At 68.5% G+C, this 18,768-nt stretch carries 14 protein-coding genes and 1 pseudogene; 11 read left to right on the plus strand and 4 right to left on the minus strand.

Annotated features, from left to right (window positions below; genetic code table 11):
* Positions 1-4: 4 nt before the first annotated feature.
* From AU195_RS20555 to AU195_RS20565, 3 genes are read right to left on the minus strand one after another with little or no spacing between them, the layout of a single operon-like run.
* Positions 5-967 carry an alpha/beta hydrolase gene (locus tag AU195_RS20555; RefSeq protein ID WP_059160886.1) on the minus strand — a complete coding sequence of 321 codons (963 nt, stop codon included), beginning with the start codon at positions 965-967 and terminating at the stop codon, positions 5-7.
* Positions 968-1,011: 44 nt separating this feature from the next.
* Positions 1,012-1,464 (minus strand): carboxymuconolactone decarboxylase family protein, encoded by a 453-nt coding sequence (locus AU195_RS20560; RefSeq protein ID WP_059160887.1) that lies wholly within the window; start codon positions 1,462-1,464, stop codon positions 1,012-1,014.
* A gap of 44 nt (positions 1,465-1,508) precedes the next feature.
* The gene (locus tag AU195_RS20565) at positions 1,509-1,727 is read right to left on the minus strand and encodes a hypothetical protein (RefSeq protein ID WP_059160888.1); all 219 of its coding nucleotides are present in this window, start codon (positions 1,725-1,727) and stop codon (positions 1,509-1,511) included.
* A 117-nt stretch (positions 1,728-1,844) separates the two neighbouring features.
* On the opposite strand from AU195_RS20565, the gene AU195_RS20570 reads away from it, so the two are divergent.
* The 11 genes and pseudogenes from AU195_RS20570 (at position 1,845) to AU195_RS20620 (ending at position 15,977) form a co-directional block, all read left to right on the plus strand.
* Positions 1,845-2,624: a TspO-related membrane protein gene (locus tag AU195_RS20570; protein ID WP_286149426.1), complete on the plus strand. Its 780-nt coding sequence runs from the start codon at positions 1,845-1,847 to the stop codon at positions 2,622-2,624.
* Positions 2,625-2,667: 43 nt separating this feature from the next.
* A complete protein-coding gene (locus AU195_RS20575; RefSeq protein WP_172800654.1) occupies positions 2,668-3,351 on the plus strand; it encodes a DUF3060 domain-containing protein in 684 nt (227 codons plus the stop codon).
* Positions 3,352-3,448: 97 nt separating this feature from the next.
* On the plus strand, positions 3,449-4,027 hold the full coding sequence (locus AU195_RS20580; protein ID WP_059160890.1) for a YdcF family protein: 579 nt from the start codon (positions 3,449-3,451) through the stop codon (positions 4,025-4,027).
* A 78-nt stretch (positions 4,028-4,105) separates the two neighbouring features.
* The gene (locus AU195_RS20585; RefSeq protein WP_059160891.1) at positions 4,106-5,095 is read left to right on the plus strand and encodes an NAD-dependent epimerase/dehydratase family protein; all 990 of its coding nucleotides are present in this window, start codon (positions 4,106-4,108) and stop codon (positions 5,093-5,095) included.
* 38 nt (positions 5,096-5,133) lie between these two features.
* Positions 5,134-6,003, plus strand: a complete 870-nt coding sequence (locus AU195_RS20590) for an LLM class F420-dependent oxidoreductase (RefSeq protein WP_059160892.1) — start codon at positions 5,134-5,136, stop codon at positions 6,001-6,003.
* A gap of 149 nt (positions 6,004-6,152) precedes the next feature.
* Positions 6,153-7,028, plus strand: a pseudogene (locus AU195_RS20595) (MOSC domain-containing protein); the annotation flags it as partial.
* A gap of 81 nt (positions 7,029-7,109) precedes the next feature.
* Positions 7,110-8,552, plus strand: a complete 1,443-nt coding sequence (locus AU195_RS20600) for a DUF3375 domain-containing protein (protein WP_059160894.1) — start codon at positions 7,110-7,112, stop codon at positions 8,550-8,552.
* Positions 8,549-9,238, plus strand: coding sequence for a DUF4194 domain-containing protein (locus tag AU195_RS20605; RefSeq protein WP_059160895.1), 690 nt, complete (start codon positions 8,549-8,551; stop codon positions 9,236-9,238). The genes AU195_RS20600 and AU195_RS20605 overlap by 4 nt, the downstream gene beginning before the upstream one ends.
* A complete protein-coding gene (locus tag AU195_RS20610) occupies positions 9,231-12,593 on the plus strand; it encodes an ATP-binding protein (RefSeq protein WP_059160896.1) in 3,363 nt (1,120 codons plus the stop codon). Before AU195_RS20605 ends, AU195_RS20610 begins: the two co-directional genes overlap by 8 nt.
* 22 nt (positions 12,594-12,615) lie before the next feature.
* Positions 12,616-13,632, plus strand: a complete 1,017-nt coding sequence (locus AU195_RS20615; RefSeq protein WP_059160897.1) for a TIGR03617 family F420-dependent LLM class oxidoreductase — start codon at positions 12,616-12,618, stop codon at positions 13,630-13,632.
* Positions 13,629-15,977, plus strand: coding sequence for an AAA family ATPase (locus AU195_RS20620; RefSeq protein WP_082703143.1), 2,349 nt, complete (start codon positions 13,629-13,631; stop codon positions 15,975-15,977). Before AU195_RS20615 ends, AU195_RS20620 begins: the two co-directional genes overlap by 4 nt.
* A 32-nt stretch (positions 15,978-16,009) precedes the next feature.
* On the opposite strand, the gene AU195_RS20625 is transcribed toward AU195_RS20620, so the two are convergent.
* Positions 16,010-18,622 (minus strand): YncE family protein, encoded by a 2,613-nt coding sequence (locus AU195_RS20625; RefSeq protein WP_059160898.1) that lies wholly within the window; start codon positions 18,620-18,622, stop codon positions 16,010-16,012.
* Between the last annotated feature and the right edge of the window lie 146 nt (positions 18,623-18,768).

Genomic DNA, 18,768 nt, shown 5'->3' on the forward strand with positions numbered 1-18,768 from the left:
GCGCCTAGAGCCGACGTAGCCTTCGCACCCGGTCGGCCATGGTCCGCCGCGACACCGACGTGTCGAAGGCGAACGCATCGAACCCGTGCGGACAGCCCGGGTGCACATGCAGTTCGGTCGGCACACCGGCCGCGGCGAGGCGGCGGGCGAACTCGACGTCCTCGTCGCGGAAGATGTCCAGATCTCCGGTGTCGAGATAGGTGGGCGGCAGCCCGGAGAGGTCGGTGGCACGCGCGGGGGCCGCGTACGGGGAGACGTCCGAGCCGCCAACCCGCTCGCCGAGCAGCGCCGACCACCCCGTGACGTTGTCGTCGTACGTCCAGATCAGCAGCTCCGGCGGCAGGTGCGGATCCGGCTGGGTGGTGCGGTCGTCGAGCATCGGATAGATCAACAGCTGCAAGGCGATCGACGGGCCGCCGCGGTCACGGGCCAGCAGTGCTACGCCGACCGCCAGCCCACCGCCGGCGCTGTCGCCGCCCACGGCGATCCGGGCCGAGTCGACCCCCAGGGTCCCGGCCGACTCGGCCAGCCACTGCAGGGCCGCGTAGCAGTCCTCGACCGGTGTCGGGTCGGGATGCTCGGGCGCCACCCGGTAGTCGACGACCAACGCGGGCACACCGGAGGCGGCGACATAGTCGCGGACAACCACGTCGTAGAGGGCGCCGACGTCGTCGAGGGCGAAGATCATCCCGCCGCCGTGCAGGTACAGCAGCGCGCCGCCAGACGGTGACGTCTCGGTCGGCCGGTACCACCGCAACGGCAACACGGCTCCGTCGGCGGTGGTCACCGTGTATTCGTCGACGGCGACGCCCTGAACGGCGGGGCGTGCCGCGGCGACGGCGTCGAACAGGGCTTTCGCGTCGACGCGCCGGGTGGCGACGTCGCCCGGTTCCGGCGGAGCCGCAGGTTCCGGGGCGGCGAATGCGCTCAAGGCCACGGCGACTTCAGGATCGATGGTCAGCGCCATACCACCACCCTAGGCCGACACCCCGGCCCGAAGCGCCGGTCCCGTCACCGGACGGTGTGACCGCTGAGGATCGAGACGCGGTTGAAGGCGTTGATGGTCGTCGCCACCCAGATGACCGCGGACAGTTCGTCGTCGTCGAGAACCTCTCGGGCGAGGGCGTATTCGCGTTCGGCGGTGTCGTGGTCGGGCAGCGTGGTGGTGATCTCCGCCAGGCGCAGCGCGGCCTGTTCGCGCTCGTCGAACAGTTCGGTGTCACGCCAGACCGACACGGTCGCAAGTTGTTTGGCGCTCACGCCTGCGTCGTCTGCGCGGCGGTGGTGCACCTCGAGACATGAGGCACAGCCGTTGAGTTGAGATACCCGCACGTTGACCAGTTCGACGAGGCTGCGTGGCAGACCGGTCTCCTTGGCCAGTGCGGTGACGGCGGTCGAGACGCCGATCAGCGACTTGTACGCCGACGGCGAATGCTTGTCGATGTGGAGGTGCCGGGTGCCCATCGCCCGATGCTACGCAGCACCCGGCGGCATTCGGCCCGGCGCGCTCAGCAGACGGTGCCGAGGATGATCGCGCTCGAGATCAGCGCGATGATGATCGCCGCCGTGGACTGTCCCAGCGTCAGGGCGCCGATGACACCGATGAGGCCCAGGACGAAGACGGCCGTCAACAGGACGGACTGGACGGTGTGGCGATCGGCCGGCTTGGCGCGACGTGTCACCGCGGGTTGGGCTGGATTCAGCGAACCGTCGTTTACCGCATCCATGGATCCGCCCTTTCGTTGTGGTGGCGGACACAATTTAAACTGATCGTGATCGCAATCACAACTCGTTCCGGCAACACACGTTGTCATCCGGGTGCGGAGCGGGAACGAATAACGGTCGTGACCACTGCATCCTCCGCCCGTTCGAATGCCCCGTCCGTGACCACGTGGCGGTGGGTGGCCGCGATCCTGGCAGTCAGCCAGTTGATCGCCCCGCCGGTGTCCCGCGCGCTGAACGGCGAGTTCCTGAAGTCGGGCGCGACCAACCAGGCGCTCATCACCCCCGCGGGTTACGCGTTCAGCCTGTGGGGGCTGATCACCGTGCTCAGCGCGGTGACGGCGGTCTGCATCGTGCGATGGGGGCTCGGTTCGCCGTGGGAGACCGACGCGCTGATCGACGCCAGCGTGGTGTTCGCCGGGTTCAGCGTGTGGCTCGCGGTGGCCGCGCAGGACTGGTTGTGGGCGAGCGTGGTGGTGTTCGTCGTCATGGCCGCGGCGTTGTCACACATCATGTGGCTGCTGGTGCGCCGCCGCCGGGACCTGACGTGCCCGCGGTGGTTGGCGGCGCTGGCGACGGTGTCGTTCGGGCTCTATCTCGGATGGAGCAGCATCGCGGTGTTCGCGAACGTGGCGGCGGCGCTGATCGCCGAGGGGTGGTCGACGTCGGCGGTGGCGTGGCAGTTCGTGGTGCTGGCCGCGGCGTCGGTGGCGGCGCTGACGGCGACGGTGTTGTTGCGCGGGACGCCCGGATTCGTGGCCGGCGTGTTGTGGGCGTTGGTCGCGATCGCGATCGGGGCGTCGGAGCGGGGCAGCACTGCGCTGTCGGTGACCGCGGTCGTCGCGGCGGTGGCCGTCGGGGCGGTGACCGTGGTGCAGCAGGTGCGCTCGCGCGCCCGTTGATCAGCCATTGAGCAGGGGCGATGCGGTGTGGGAGCATCTGCCCATGAACCCGCAGGACGACCCCGAGGCCCGGATCCGCGACCTCGAACGCCCGTTGGCCGACCGGGCACAGACGTCCGAACTGGGCACCCAGCCGTACACCGTCGCGGGGGCGTATCCGCAGCCGGTGTACGACACGCCGTATCCGGTTGCGCCGCAACCGTATTCGAAGGGGTCGTCGCATACGGGCGTGATCGTGCTGGTGGTCGTGGTGCTGACGCTGCTGGTCTTCGGTGCGGGCCTGGCGATCTACTTCGCGAAGGCCGGGCCGGGCGACGGGGCGGTCACCGCGGGCCGGCCGACGATCGCCGGTGGCGGCGGGGCGCTCGATGAGACGCCGGAGGCGCCGGCCACCGGGGAGTTGCCGATCGTGATCCTGCCTGGCGGCCCGTCCGGCGCGGGTGAGGCGATCGCGCAGGCGCCGCCGGGTGGGCAGTTCAGTGTCTCGGGTGTCGAGGGCGACAAGCGAGTTGCCTGTAACGACAGCCTGATCAGCGTGAGCGGCGTGTCGAACACGGTGACAATCACCGGGCACTGCGTGAGCGTGACGGTGTCCGGGGTGAGCAATGAGGTGGTCGTCGAGAACGCGGACCGCATCAGCGCATCGGGTTTCGAGAATCGGGTGACGTTCCAGACCGGTGACCCTCAGATCGACAATTTCGGCGACAACATCGTCGAGCGCGGCTGAGGCCGTCCGAAATCTCTCCCGTAACACCTGCGACGCACATCACGATCACACCGTCAGCACCATCGACCTCGATGGTCACAGGAGGCGGGAGACGCGCATGCGGAGAACCTGGAGAACCGCCGCGGCAGCCGTGGCGCTCACAGTGGCGGCCCTGGTCGCCGACGTCTCCCCGCCCGTCGCCCACGCGCAACCCCCCGTCGCGGTCAAGGACTTCTCCAAGCCCGCCATCGTCATCCTCGGCTACGGCCTGGAGCCCGACGGCACCATGCGTCCGATCCTGCGCCGCCGCGTCATCACCGGCCTGACGGTCGCGCAGTTCTTCCCGCAGTCGCCGATCATCGTCACCGGCGGCAACCCCCGCAACGGTGTCACCGAGGCCGCGGCGATGCGGCGCATGCTGACCATCCTCGGCTTCCCCGCGCACCGAATCATCGTGGAGGACAAGGCGAACAGCACCGTCCAGAACGCCCGCTTCTCGGTGCCGCTGGCCAAGGAAGCGGGCACCTCGGGCATCATCCTCGTCACCTCCTCGACCCATCAGGACCGCGCCGACGGCAACTTCGTCGACGCGGGCGCGAACGTGCTCGCGACGGTCAGCTATCCCGACGGCAGCCCGCAGGTGAACGCCGCGCAGTTCGCCCGCGACGTCATCAGCCCGCTCATCAACCAGAGCTGACGCGCCCCAGGTTTCACCGGACACTACGAGGGGTACTGTCCGGTGCCATCCTTCCGCAACGCCGCAACCGGGGGTTCGATGAGAGTTCTGGTCACAGGAGGCACCGGTTTCGTCGGTGCCTGGACCGCCAAGGCCGTGCAGGATGCCGGCCACCAGGTCCGGTTCCTGGTCCGCAAACCCGAACGCCTGACCACCAGCGCGGAGAAGATCGGCGCGGACATCAGCGACCACGTCGTCGGCGACATCTCCGATCCCGAGTCGACCGCCGCGGCGCTCGACGGTTGTGACGCGGTGATCCACTGCGCAGCAATGGTTTCCACGGACCCGGCGATGGCCGACGAGATGCTGCGCACCAACCTCGAGGGTGCGCGGTACGTCCTCGGCGGCGCGGCGAAGGCCAAGCTGGATCCGATCATCCACGTCTCGAGCTTCACCGCGCTGTTCCGTCCGGGGCTCGACGTGCTGAACGCCGACCTACCCGTCACCGGCGGATCCGACGGCTACGGCAAGTCCAAGGCCGTCGTCGAGGCGTACGCCCGGGGACTGCAGGACGCCGGGGCGCCGGTGGACATCACCTATCCGGGCATGGTGCTCGGCCCACCGGCCGGCGACCAGTTCGGCGAGGCCGCCGAAGGTGTCGAGGCGTCGATCAAGATGCGCAGCGTGCCCGGACGCGGGGCGGCGTGGATCGTCATCGACGTCCGCGATCTCGCCGCGCTGCACGTGGCGCTGCTGGAGAAGGGCCGCGGGCCCCGCCGCTACATGCTGGGCGGCCGGCGGGTACCGGTCGGCGAACTGGCGCAAGTGATCGGCGACGCCGCCGCCCGCGACCTGGCGCCGATCCCGATCCCCGACGTCGCGCTGCGCACCGTCGGCCGGATCTTCGACGTGATCGGCGACCAACTGCCGTTCGAGACGCCGATCAACTCCGCGGCGATGCAGTACTACACGCAGATGCCGACCTCCGACGACTCCCCCGCCGAGCGCGATCTCGGCATCACGCAGCGCGATGTCGCCGAGACGATCGCCGACACCGTCGCGGGACTACGGGAAGTCGGTCGCCTGTAGCGGGAATGGGACGCCGGTCACACCCGTTGTCCCGAAGCATGGAACTCGGATACCACGTACCCATCTTCGACATCGACGGCGGAACGACCGCCATCGCCGGTGAACTCGCCCGCGTCGGCCACGCGGCGGAGGCGTCCGGCGCGACCTGGCTGTCGTTCATGGACCACTTCTTCCAGATCGAGCCGACCGGGCTGCCCGCCGAGGCGAACATGCTCGAGGGCTACACGTCGCTGGGCTTCATGGCCGCGCACACGTCGACCATCGAGCTCGGACTGCTGGTCACGGGCGTGACGTACCGCCATCCGGGGCTGCTCGCCAAGACGGTGACGACGGTCGACGTGGTCTCGGGGGGACGGGCATGGCTCGGGATCGGCGCCGCATGGTTCGAACGTGAACATCACGGGCTCGGTGTGCCGTATCCGCCTGTCTCCGAACGCTTCGAGCGTCTCGAGGAGACGCTGCAGATCTGCGCGCAGATGTGGGATCCCGCGAACAACGGGCCGTTCGAGGGCAAGCACTACCAGTTGGCGGAGACGCTGTGTAACCCGCAGCCGATCGACAAACCGAAGGTGATGATCGGCGGCAGCGGTGAACGCAAGACCCTGCGCCTGGTGGCGCAGTACGGCGATGCGTGCAACCTGTTCGGTTCACCGGACGAGGTGGCACACAAACTCGACGTGCTCCGGCGGCACTGCGACGACGTCGGGCGCGATGTCGACGACATCCGCGTCACGATCCTTAGCCACGACGGGCCCACCCCCGACACCAAGGACGAATTCGTCCGCGCCATGGCCGAATACGCGAAGGTCGGTGTGCAGACCGCGATCGTCATGCCGCCGGGCGGCTCGCCGTCGAAGTGGATCGACGGCATCGCGCCGGTGGTCCCGAAGCTCGCCGAGCTGAATTGAACCCGCCCGCCTGACGAGAGTCCCGCGGCGGTGTCTTCCCCGATGCTGTGCTCGATTCCGACACCAGGGCTGCGGTTCCACGGCCGGACCGACTGATCCACAGCCGTGGTGTCCACATCGGAGACAGCGCACGGACCAACCTGCCCGCGCTGGTCTATCAGACCGCGTCCTACGACCACTGGCGGCGCCACCTGGACCGCGACGACCTCACACCCGGATGCTTCGGGGAGAACTTCACGGTCGACGGGCTGGCCGACGACGAGGTGTGTATCGGAGACCGCTACCGGATCGGCGGCGCCGAGTTCGAGGTGACCCAGCCGCGCGTCACCTGCTTCCGGGTCGGCATGCGCCTCGGCGAGCCGCGGATGCCGAATCTGTTGGTGGCCCACCATCGACCCGGCTTCTACCTGCGCGTCATCACCGAGGGCGTGGTGGCCGCCGGCGACGTAATCGTCCGCACCCGCCGCGGCCGGCACGGCCTGTCCGTCGCGGCGGTCGACGCGCTGTTGTACCTGCCGGGCCGTGACGTGGACACGCTGCGCAAGGCCGTCGACATCCCCCGCGCTAAGCCCGGGCTGGGTGCAGTCGTTCCGCGAGCTCATCGCCGCCGCCGAACTGAACAGGCTGGGCTGGAACGGATTCCGACCGCTCCGGGTCACAGCCACCCACCGCGAGTCCGACGATGTGCTGTCGATCGAACTCAAATCCGGTGACGGTGCGCCGCTACCGCATCAGCGTCAAACGCGAGCCCCTCGGCGTGGTGAGTCAATGGCTGCACAGCATGACACGTCCGGGGTTGGCTGACCGTCGGCTGGTCCGACCGCTACCGGAGCCTCCTCGAACTCGCGGAGGCCTGTGACGTCCCCACCCGCTACTCGTGCCGCAGCGGCGTCTGCCACATCTGCGTCACCGACGTCGTCGCCGGAGCCGCCGAGTACTCGCCACCGCCGCTCGACGCACCACCGGACGGATCGGTGCTGATCTGCTCGGCGGTCCCCACCACGGAGCTCGTCCTGGACCTCTAGCCCCCCGCCGCCGATGTCCCCGACGTGCCTTATGTTGGGTCGTCCGGCCAGGAACGGGGACAGACGCGGACAGATCAAGGAATGCAGGTGGACGACAACAGGGGGCTGTCGGCGGCTGAGCTGCTCGAACTCAATCGGGACCTGCACGGATCCCGGGCGATCCGGCTGCTGGCCACCCACAACCTCGGGCTCTACGCCACGCTCATGGAACGCCACCTCAGCGACGGCGTCGTCGCCGAGACCCAACTGGTGGTGCGCCTGGAGCGCGACCTGCACGACCTCGACCCCGACGGGCAGTCCGGGCTGGCGCTGATCAAGTCGTGGGCCAGCCAGGGCTGGCTGCACCGCATCGTCGACGAACGCAGCGACCAGAACATCTGTTACCTCACCCAGGACGCGCGCCGCGCGCTGGACTTCCTGCGCGGGATGCGCCGACAGGACACCATCGCCACCGGTGGGTCCATCAACGGCATCGCCTCACGTCTCAAGCAGGTCGCGATCCGCGTGGACAACGACCCCGCGCGCATCCGCAAGAGCATCGAGGCCGAAATGGCGGCTCTGCAGGCCCAGCTCGACGACCTCGAGGCCGGCCAGCGCCCGGATCCCGATGTCACCGACGCCTACGACGAGGCCCGCGCAATCGCGCTGCAGATGGAACGGCTCATCACCGACATCGGCCAGTACGGGTCGATGATCGAACAGGCCACCGCGGCGCTGGACGAGCCGATCGACAGCAATGCCGAGTACCGCGACCGGCAGCGCCAGATGTACGCCGACTACCAGGCCGCATGGGATTCGCAGGGCCGCGACAGCCACCGCGCGTTCCTACGGATGATCAACGACCCCGACCAGCGCGCGGAGTTCGAGGCCGACGTGGCGGCGGTCGCCGAGGCGCTGCCGGCCCTGGACCCGGCGCTGCAAAAGGTGATGGCCGGGTTTTTCGAACTGGTCGGCCATCAGATCGACGAGGTCGAACGCATCCAGCAGCGCTGCGCGCAGCGGGTCAAGCGGTTCACCGCATTCGGGACACTCGAGCAGAGCCGCGGGGTGGCCCGTCAGCTCAACGAGGCGATCGGCGCCGCGCGCGCCCTGCTCAAGACGTCGTTGGCCGACTCCCGGCTCGGCATCGACGTGCCGTTGGCCCGCCACGCGATCAGCTCCGTCGGCGCGCTGACCTTCAAGATCGGCGACCTGTCGGCGCCCAAACCCGCCAAACCCGCTGCGGGCGAAGTGGATCTGGCCAGCTTCGCCGCGCTCACCACGCAGGTCGACGCGCCCGCGATGTCGGACATGCTCAACGCCGCGCTGCCCGTCTCCCTCTCCCGCGCCGTCGGGATGTTGGACAACGCGTACCTGGGCCACGTCATCGTGCTGTGGTCCTGGGCGCTCAAACAACCGAACGACGGGCGGGCGGCGTCGACCACGGTCCGGTTCCGCTCCCTCGACGGCCTTGACCGCGAAATCGCCGTACCGGATCTGATGTTCACCGAACCGATCACCACACTCGCTGGAGTTTCGCAGTGACCTCTCCGTCCACGGACCCCGACATCGACTTCTCGTCCCTCCCCCAGGTCGACCAGAACGCCCGTCCCCCGCACCAGCTCAGGCCGCGCTTCGACGGCGATGTCTCCGAACTCCCCGACCGGGCCTGCTGGGCGCTGCAGAACCTGCTCACCCGCCGCTACATCAGCGCCGAGTCCGACAGCGACCTGTTCAGCTGGGTGCTCGAATACCGCAAACAACTCAGCGTGCGGCTCTCCGAACTCGACCTGATCCTGCGCGTCGTCGACGGTACCGACGTCGCGTTCGTCGAACAGGCCCGCTACGAATCAGCAAGGGGCGTCAAGCTTCTGCGCCGTGAACCGCTGGGCACCTACGACTCGATCCTGGCGTTGCACCTCGCGCAGATGATGCGCGCCGCGGGCGGGCAGAGCGTCCTGATCAGCCGCGAGGAGATGCACGGTCTGTTCTCGGGGGTGCTCAACGACACCGACCGCGACGCGGTGACGTTCACCGCACGCATCGACGGCGCCATCGCCCGCCTGGCCGGGCTGGAGATCCTGCGCCGCAGCCGCGACGACGAGGACAGCTACACCATCAGCCCGGTCATCACCGCCGTGATGACAGCGAGCGTGATCACCGAACTACAGCAGCAGTTCGAGCAGCTGCTGGGCGGCGGGACGCCGGCCGAGGAGGTCGAGATTGACTGAGCAGTTCCACCTGTCCCGGCTTCAGGTCATCAACTGGGGTGTCTTCGACGGGTACCATTCGATCCCGTTCAGCCCCGGCGGCGCGTTGATCGCCGGCGCCTCCGGCAGCGGTAAATCCTCTCTGCTGGATGCGATCTCGCTCGGCTTCCTGCCGTTCAACCGGCGCAATTTCAACGCCTCAGGCGACAACACGGCGGCCGGGTCGAACGCGGGACGCCGCACCGTCGACAAGTACGTGCGCGGTGCGTGGGGCCAGCGCAGCGACGGCGGCACCAGCCGGGTGATGTACCTGCGCGGCGACGGCACCGCGTGGTCGGCGGTCGCGGTCACCTACGCCGGCGACTCGGGGCGCACCGTCACCGGCCTGGTGCTCAAATGGCTGACCGGTGAGTCGCGGTCGGACTCGTCGAGCCGGTTCGTGATCGGAGACGGTGACCTCGACATCGAGGACGTCTGCAACCGCTGGGCGGCGGGGCGTTTCGACACGGGCGTGTTCAAGGACCACGGCTGGCGGTTCACCACCAAGGTCGAATCGCAGTACCTGGCGCAGTTGTACGCGACCATCGGCATCCGCGCCTCCGACGCCGCCCAACAGCTGCTCGGCAAGGCGAAATCGCTGAAGAGCGTGGGCGGGCTCGAACAGTTCGTCCGCGAGTTCATGCTCGACGAACCCGACAGCCTTGCGCGGCTGCCGGAGGCGCTCAAGCAGATCGACCCGCTGGTCGAGGCCCGCGAACTGCTCGCGGTCGCGCAGCGCAAACGCAAGATCCTCGGCGACATCGAGAAGATCCAGCACCGCTACGCCTCCGAATCGTCGGATCTGGGCATCATCGACCTGGTCGACCTGCCGATGGTGCGCGCGTACACCGACCACGTCCGGCTTGCGCAGTGCCCGGCGCAGATCGCGCAGCTCGATACCACGATCGACCAGCTCGACAACGAGTACGAGGACGTCACCCGCAGCCTGAATCTCGCGAAGGCCGAGGCGGATTCGCTCAACGCGCAGATCAGCGGCAACAGCGCGAGCATCGGTCCGCTGCAGTCGCAGGTGGCCGCCGCCGAGACCGAGGCCGAGCAGGTGTCGCGTCGGCGCAGCGCCTACGAGGACATGGTGACCGCCCAGGGCCAAGAGGTGCCAGACACGGCCGAGGAGTTCTGGAACCTGCGCGAGGAACTGCTGACCGAGGCGACCGAGCTGCTGGCCAAGGTCGAACGCAACCGGGAGGCGTCCACCGACGCCGAATACGCGCAGAAGGCGGCACGCATCGCCCGCGACGACGCGGCGAAGGAGCTCAAACGCGTCGAACACGTCGGGTCGGCGCTGCCGGAGTTCGCGCTGCTGATGCGCGACCAGATCTGCGCGGCGATCGGCGTCGAGGCGTCGGAGCTGCCGTACGTCGCCGAACTGATGGACCTGCGCCCGGACCAGACGCGCTGGCGGATCGCGGTGGAGAAGGTGCTGCGCGGGGCGGGGCTGCGGCTGCTGGTGCCCGACCAGCACTGGACCAGGGTCCTGCGATTCGTCAACGAGACGAACATGCGCGGCCGGCTGGCGCTGCACCATGTCCGGGCGAAGCTCTACGGGGCCGAACCGGTCGACCCGGAGCCGAACACGTTGGCGGGCAAGCTGTTCGCCGTCGACGCGTCGCATCCGTGTGCGGCCGAGGCCGTCGACGTCGTCACCGGGGCCGGCGACCACATCTGCGTCGACACCCCCGACGTGTTCGCGCGGTTCCGCCGTGCGGTCACCGACACCGGCCTGTATAAGGACTCCGACCGGTTGGCGATCAAGGACGACCGCCGCCCGCTCAAGCAGTCGGAGTACCTGTACCAGGGTGACGTGTCGGCGAAGATCAACGCGCTCACCGTCGATCTGGCCGCCGCCGAGCAGGCCTACCAGAAGGCGCGGCGGGTCGCCGACGAGATCGCCGCGCAACGCCAGCAGTGGCGCGACCGGGCGGCCGCGTGCAAGGCGGTCTGCGAGCAGTTCCCGCAGTGGAGCCACATCGACGTCGAGACCGCCGACGGGCACGCCGACCGGCTGCGCGAACAGTACGAGCTGCTGCTCGCCGACCACCCCGACATCGAGGCGCTCAACGCGCGCGCCGACGAATGCTGGTCGCAGATCCAGGTGTTGATGACCCGGCGAGGCGCGATCCAGACGCGCCGCGACGATCTCGACTCCCGGCGCACGCAGCTGCTGGAACTGTCGGAGCGGCTGCAGCCGGCGTTCGTGTCGGAGCCGTTGACCGAGCTGCTGCACCGCTACGCCGGTCAGGTCCCGGTGACCCTCGAGTTGTTGAGCCCCGAACCGCACCGCGATGCGCTGTTCGCGGCGATCAAGAAGGAGCGTGAGCAGCTGCGGGAGAGCCGGCGCCGTTCGTACGACGAACTCGCTCGCATCCTCAACACCTTCGACACCGCGTTCCCGGACGCAATACCCAACGACAGCACCAACTTCGACGAGCGCGTGCACGACTACGTGGCGCTGTGCCGGCACATCGACGAGCGCGAGCTGCCCGAGGCCTACGAGCGAATGATGCGGCTGGTGACCGAGCAGGCACCCGACGCCATCCTCACGCTGCACCGGGTGGCCGAGCAGGAGGCGCGGCGCATCGCCGAGCAGATCGAGAGGGTCAACACCGGGCTCGGCGCGGTGGAGTTCAACCGGGGCACCCGGTTGACGCTGCGGGCCACCCCGCGGCAGTTGACCGCAGTGTCGGAGCTGACGGAGATCGTGCGGGCGATCTCACGGCGCATCGCCGAGGTGGGCCTCGGAGACAAGCAGGCGATCCTCGACCAGTACGCCGACATCCTGCGGCTGCGCAACCGGCTGGCGTCCACGGCGCCGGAGGACAAGGCCTGGACGCGCGACGCGCTCGACGTGCGCAACCGGTTCACCTTCGACTGCGCGGAATGGGATGTGACCACCGAGGAGCTGATCCGCACACATTCCAACGCCGGCGACAACTCCGGAGGCGAGCAGGAGAAGCTGATGGCGTTCTGCCTGGCGGGCGCGCTGAGTTTCAACCTGGCCAGCCCGGAAAGTAGTGACAACCGGCCGGTTTTCGCGCAGCTCATGCTCGACGAGGCGTTCTCCAAGTCGGATCCGCAGTTCGCGCAGCAGGCGCTGTCGGCGTTCCGCAAGTTCGGCTTCCAGTTGGTGATCGTGGCGACGGTGCAGAACGCGACGACGATCCAGCCGTATATCGACAGCGTGGTGATGGTGAGCAAGACCGAGGCGACGGGCCGCAACGCCCGCCCGGTGGCGACCGTCGCGACGCGGACGATCTCGGAGTTCGGAGAGCTGCGCCGCGAGATGCGGGCCGCCGCGAAGGTGCCCGCCGGGGTGTAGGGCACGGCGTAGGGTGCGAAACGTGCACGTCGACGCGATGACGACTCCGCAGCCCCTGCAGGCGATCGGCGACCTGGCGCGCCGCGCTCGATCCGCCGGCTTCGACGGTCTGCTGTTCACCGAGACCGGGAGAACCGCCTACCTCAACGCCGCGGTGGCCGCCCAGGCGGCGCCGGGACTCGAGTTGTCGACCGGTGTGGCGGTGGCGTTCCCGCGCAGTCCCTTCGTGACGGCCGCGACGGCGTGGGAGCTGCAGGAGGCGACAGACGGCAGGTTCCGGTTGGGCCTCGGCACGCAGGTCCGCACGCACGTGGTGCGCCGCTACGGCACGGAGTTCGAGCATCCGGGCCCTCGCCTGCGGGACTACGTGCTGGCGGTGAAGGCGTGCTTCCGGGCGTTCCGGACCGGCAAGCTCGACCATCGCGGCGACTTCTACAGCCTCGACTTCATCACGCCCCAGTGGAGTGCCGGGCCGATCGATGCGCCGGATCCCAAGGTCGACGTCGCCGCGGTCAATCCGTGGATGCTGCGGATGGCCGGTGAGGTGGCCGACGGCATCCATGTGCACCCGCTCGGCGAGCCGGGTTACATCGCCCGGCATGTGCTGCCGAACCGCGCTGAGGGAGCGGCGAAGTCGGGTCGCGCACCGGAGGACATCGCGCTGATCGTGCCGGTGATGACGATCGTGGGCGACACCGACGAGGAACGCCACCGCGAACGCGAACTGGTGCGAGCGAGCATGAGTTTCTACGGGAGCACACCGAACTACGCGTTCATCTGGGACGAGGCCGGCTTCGAGGGGACCACGGCCCGGATCCGGGAGAAGCAGAAGGCCGGCGACTTCGCGGGCATGGCCGCGCAGATCACCGATGAGCACGTCGCCACGTTCGCCACCGAGGCGACCTGGGACGGGCTGGCCGACGCGCTCACCGCCAGGTACGGCGACACCGCCGCCCGCCTGGTGTTCTACAACGCGCTGTCCGATCCGGAGCGTTTCGAACGCTACGGCGCTGTGGCGCAACACCTGTCGACGACGTGAGCGGGGGCCTGGTCCTCACCGACGAGTTCCGGGAGGCGTTGGCGCTGCTGGCAGGTGGCCGGCACCTGTTCCTGACGGGTAAGGCAGGCACCGGTAAGTCCACGCTGATCCGGCGGTTCATGGCGGAGACCGACCGCAACGTGGTGGTCGTCGCGCCGACCGGGATCGCGGCGCTCAACGTCGACGGCTACACCATCCACCGACTGTTCGGGTTCCGCACCACGACGACGCTGGCCGACGTCACCGGCGGCGAGTACCGCCCGGGCCGGTTCGCCAAGACGCTGGCGTCGCTGCAGACCTTGATCATCGACGAGGCGTCCATGGTCCGCGCCGACGTCTTCGATATGGTGGCCACCGCGTTGGAGCGGTTCGGCCCTGAGCCGGGGGCGCCGTTCGGCGGGGTGCAGATCGTGCTCGTCGGCGATCTGTACCAGTTGCCGCCGGTGGTCGGGGACGGCGAGGAGGGCTACTTCTCGTCGGTCTACGAGACACCGTACTTCTTCTCGGCCCGCAGGTTCTCCCGCGACGACTTCCCGACGATCTCGTTGTCGACCGTGTTCCGGCAACTCGGCGACGACCGAATGACGGCGATCCTGAACGAGATTCGTGAGGGTGTGCTGCTGGGTCACGCGCAGGAGCAGCTCAACGCCCGCGCCGACAAGGACTTCGTGCCGCCGGACGACGAGTTCTGGCTGACGCTGGCGCCCACCAATCGGCTGGTCACCGCGCGCAACCGTCAACACCTCGAGCGGCTGTCCGGCGACGAGATGCTGCACCGCGCCCGCGAGTCCGGCGACCTGTCGCTGTTCGACAAGCCGATCGAGGACGAGTTGCGGTTCAAGGTCGGCGCGCAGGTGATGATGCTCAACAACGACCAGGGCGACCGGTGGGTCAACGGATCGATCGGGCGGGTCGTCGGCGTGGGCTACGACCGGTACGGCGTCGTCGTCGAGGTCGAGTTCGCCGACGGGACGTGCGCGGAGGTCACGCCGTTCACGTGGGAGGCGACGCGGCCGGTGGTCGACGGCGGTGCGCTGCGCCGCGAGGTCATCGGGACCTTCACGCAGCTGCCGTTCAAACTGGCGTGGGCGATCACCATCCACAAGAGCCAGGGGCAGACGCTGGAGCGGGTGGTCGTGGACCTGACCGGCGGCATGTTCTCGACGGGCCAGCTGTATGTCGCGTTGAGCCGCTGCACATCGATGGCGGAGCTGGTGCTCAAACGCCCCGTGCTGCCGAAGGATCTGAAGACCGACCGGCGCATCGCGCGGTTCCTGCGCAGCTCGGTCAGCAGCGCGGCCGCGCGGAAGTACTGCGCGATCGGCATGCTCACCGTCGGCGATGAAGGCCGCATGTCCCGGCCGCGGCCCGTGGAGCTGGCGGTGGCGTTCGACGACGGCACCGCGGTCTCGACGCTGGTGAACCCGCAGCGCGACCTGGCCGACGCGCGAAACGCATACGGCATCACCGTGTCCGACGTGTTGCTGGCGCCGACGCTGCGCGAGGCCTGGGCCGTGATCGCGCCGATGCTGGCGGGGTGTACGCCCGTCGGGCCTGGGGTGGACGAGACGCTGGGGCTGATCGACTTTGAACTCAAGCGGTGCGGGCATGTGGCGGTGATGCCGCTGGGCGTCGACCTGCGCCGGGCGCGGGTGTCGGGGCGGACGGCGCTCGAACGTGCGCGGTCGGCGCTGGTTGCGCTGTCGTCGGCGACGGTCGAGCAGGGCTCGTCGGCATTCGAGGAACCCGAACCGGCAGAATCGGTTTCGGGGTTACTGGTCAGCCGCGATCCCGACGTGCCGACGCCGAAGGCGGAGCATCTGCCGGGATTGTCGGCGCTGCTGCGGATCAGCCGCGACGTGGGGGCGGTGCTGTTGGGCGCATCGGTGCACCGAGACGTCGACTCGTCGTGGGATGCGGCGGCGCGACTCGCAGTGGCCGATCAGTTGCGCGCAGCCGCCTCGAGGGCGCGGCTACCCGAGGAGGTGGTCGCGCGCCTGCACGAGGCGTCGGCGCTGCTCGGTGTCGACGTGGTGAGCGACGCCCAATCGGTGACCCGTCACGACATCGGTGACGCGTTGGTACCCGGCGCCCGGATCTGTTTCACCGGAACGACTTTGGACCCGTCAGGGCGCGTGGTGGAGCGCGACGAGATCGAGCGGTTGGCCGAGTCGGCGGGCCTGAAACCGGTGCGGTCGGTGACCAAAACGCGGTGCGAGGTGCTCGTGACGGCCGAGGCGGGTACGCAGTCCGGCAAGGCGCGCAAGGCGCAGGAGTACGGCAAACCGGTGTTCACCGCCGAGGAGTTCTTCGCCTGGCTGAGCGGCGCCACACGCGCGCGTTGACGAGCCCTTCGCCGCACCTCCCGAGCGCGTGGTCATGGACATCCGGACTGGCCGACGAAGTTCCAGAATCCCTTGGTCTTGTACAACGAGTGGTCGCTCAGGAGGTTCGCCAAACCCCAACCGCCGCTGTAGCGATCAGTTATCCGCTTGGCTTGCCCGCTGTTGAGTTGGTCAGCGTTCTTCTTGAAGTAGCACTGACTGATGTGGTTGAGGAACGCAGTCTGCTCGGATTTTCCTATCGGCACCCAGAAGGACGCATAGAGCTTGGCCAGTTGGGCGGCTATGGCGATGGGAGCGCTGACTCGAGCCACGATGCCGGAGGCCACATCGATCAGACCGCTGAGTTCTCTGCCGGGGTCGTTCGACGCGTGGCCGACGACCATGTCGCGCAGCCCCAAGGCGAGGTTGCCGACTCCTACGACCGCGCTCATGATCGGTCTTCTCACCAGGTTGTGAGTGAGGAAGTTGGTGATGTCGTCGACGAGCCCGGCCATCGAGAAGCCGGTGCCGAGATGATCCCAGAACGGAACCTCTGCGTGGCTGTTGCCGTCAGCGAGGGCGATCTCACGAGCGGACTGGACCAACCTGCCGATCGTCGTGACGCTGCGTTCGATCGCATGCGCGACGGCTCGCGCCGAAGCGCGTACCGCATTGGTGACGGTGCGGATGATCAACGTGATCGGATTGACTGCCCTCGGCGGGGTCACCACGTTGCTCGTCCCCGTGTCGATCACCGCGAGCTGTCCCGTCAGGCTTGTGGGGTCTCCCCCGTCGCCCACCAGCACTTGTCCGAGATAGACGCGGCTGCCGTTGGCGCTCAACGCGATCCCCATCGGGGTTCCCGCGTCGATGGGGATGCGGGTGAGCATCGTGCCGTCGCGTGTGCTCACTGCGCCGATCGCGAGGTGGGGCTGACCGCCGACGAGCGCGACAGCCGGCACGTAGAGCCGGGCGCCGTCAGCACTCATGACCGGCGTCGACGGGTACAGCCCGCTCAACAACGCCTGCGCAGTCCCGGTCACGGTGTCGATTTTCCACAGGGTCCCGGACGGTGTGGCGCCTGACGCCAACGCGAAGGATTCGGTGTAGACGTAACGCCCGTCCGGGCTCACCAACGTCATACCGTTGGTCCCGGGCCCTTCGGCGACCGAACCGTAAGAGATCGGCGTCCCGACTATCGCCTTCGTTGCGGTGTTGACGACAACGAGGGTCGACTGGTTTGTCGGGGAGCCGAGTGGATCGGTGAACGACATGGCATTGACGAAGAGGCGCGAACCGTCCGGTGACAGCGCCACCGACACCGGGTTGCCGTCGATCAGGATCGGATCGGGGTCCACCGCGTTGGTCGCGGGGTCCAGCACGTAGACCGCTCTCTCGGCGAAGTCGGTGATGTACACGGTCTGGGCGTCGTTCTGGCGGATCACGATGTCGACCCCGAAGCCCCCGGACGACGGACCCGCGAAGATCCCGATCGGCACCGTCGCGACCGGGGTGTTGTTGTGCTGCAGGTCGATCACCGTCACGGTGCTGTTGCCGTTGGCCGTGTACAGGCGGCGGCCATCCGGACTGACGACCAGTCCGGTCGTCATCGCGTTGCCCAGATCGATGGCGTCGCCGACCGCCTGTCCGGTGGCGGCGTCGATCACGACGACGCGGCTGGTGGCCTGTCCATCGGCGCCCTGACCCATCGACGCGACGTACACGCGCTTCCCGTCGGGACTGAAGGTGATCGGCTTGGCGGACGTCGAGAACGTCTGGGGTGCTACATATCCGACCGAAAGAGGGGCGCCGACAGGCCGATTGGTCCTCGTGTCGAACCCGTACACGGTGCTGGTCGGCAGCGATCCGCCGCCGGTCGGCAACGTCGTGGTGATCACGTAGACCGTGCGTCCGTCGGGGCTGGCGACCACGGTGTACGGCAGGCCGGCGCCGAGGGCGAACCTGTCGATGACTCCTGACGGCGCAGCCGCCGCGGCAAGCGGGGGCGTACCCGCGGGGGCCGACTGGCCGGTGGTCTGCACCGAGGCTTGCGTCGTGGTGAGGCCGCGCTGGTTTGTGGGCCGGTAGGCGGCCACGACCAGCTCGCTCAGCGTTGGAGCGGCGGGCGGCCCGGGAACTTCCGGGCCGGTGTTCACGCCGGCAGGCGCCGTCAATTCGGGAAGCGGTGCGGAGAACGGGCTTTCGGCGACAACCGGGTCGACCTCTACCGCCGGCACCTCCTCGGCTACGACCTCCACCTCCGGTTCCGGAGCTTCGTCGACGAAGGTGAGCGTGCGCTGGGTCGTCGCCGGCTCCGCTCCGAGGTCCTCGGGGACAAGGGCGCCGTCCGGCTGGTCGGACTCGTCGAAATCCTCTGCGTCGTCGGTGTCCTCGTGGTCGACGTCGATGTTCTCGTCGTCGAGGGTTGCGCCGTCGTCCTGGACCTCGTTGTCCTTGACGTCGTTGTCCTTGACGTCGTTATCCTTGACGTCGCCGAAGCCTTTGTCGTCGGCGTCGTCGTCGCCGTTGTTGTCGTCGAGCTTCGAATCGCGTTCGCCGCCATGATCTTCCTGGGATGAGGGTGACGACGGCGCGGGCCCGGCGGTGTCGTCGGCGTAGGCGACGCCCGATCCGTTCGCGACCGCGACACCCAACCCCAGAGCCACCGCGCCTGCGCCCAGCCACCTGTACGGCTCGACGCCGCGCCTTCGGCTACGACCCTTCGCGCTTGCTCTCCCCCGGCGCACGCTATGCTGACCCGCCATGCCATCCCCCTTGGTGACTTTGCCGGAATATAATTAACACGGCTGTC

Origin of the sequence: Mycobacterium sp. IS-1496 (genome assembly GCF_001499995.1) — a bacterium.
Taxonomy (GTDB): domain Bacteria; phylum Actinomycetota; class Actinomycetes; order Mycobacteriales; family Mycobacteriaceae; genus Mycobacterium.

Coding starts and splice junctions, on each gene's coding strand:
- AU195_RS20560 (WP_059160887.1), bottom strand. CDS start 1,464: ATGGGCACCCGGCACCTCCACATCGACAAGCATTCGCCGTCGGCGTAC.
- AU195_RS20590 (WP_059160892.1), top strand. CDS start 5,134: ATGGAACTCGGATACCACGTACCCATCTTCGACATCGACGGCGGAACG.
- AU195_RS20565 (WP_059160888.1), bottom strand. CDS start 1,727: ATGGATGCGGTAAACGACGGTTCGCTGAATCCAGCCCAACCCGCGGTG.
- AU195_RS20585 (WP_059160891.1), top strand. CDS start 4,106: ATGAGAGTTCTGGTCACAGGAGGCACCGGTTTCGTCGGTGCCTGGACC.
- AU195_RS20555 (WP_059160886.1), bottom strand. CDS start 967: ATGGCGCTGACCATCGATCCTGAAGTCGCCGTGGCCTTGAGCGCATTC.
- AU195_RS20600 (WP_059160894.1), top strand. CDS start 7,110: ATGCAGGTGGACGACAACAGGGGGCTGTCGGCGGCTGAGCTGCTCGAA.
- AU195_RS20580 (WP_059160890.1), top strand. CDS start 3,449: ATGCGGAGAACCTGGAGAACCGCCGCGGCAGCCGTGGCGCTCACAGTG.
- AU195_RS20575 (WP_172800654.1), top strand. CDS start 2,668: ATGAACCCGCAGGACGACCCCGAGGCCCGGATCCGCGACCTCGAACGC.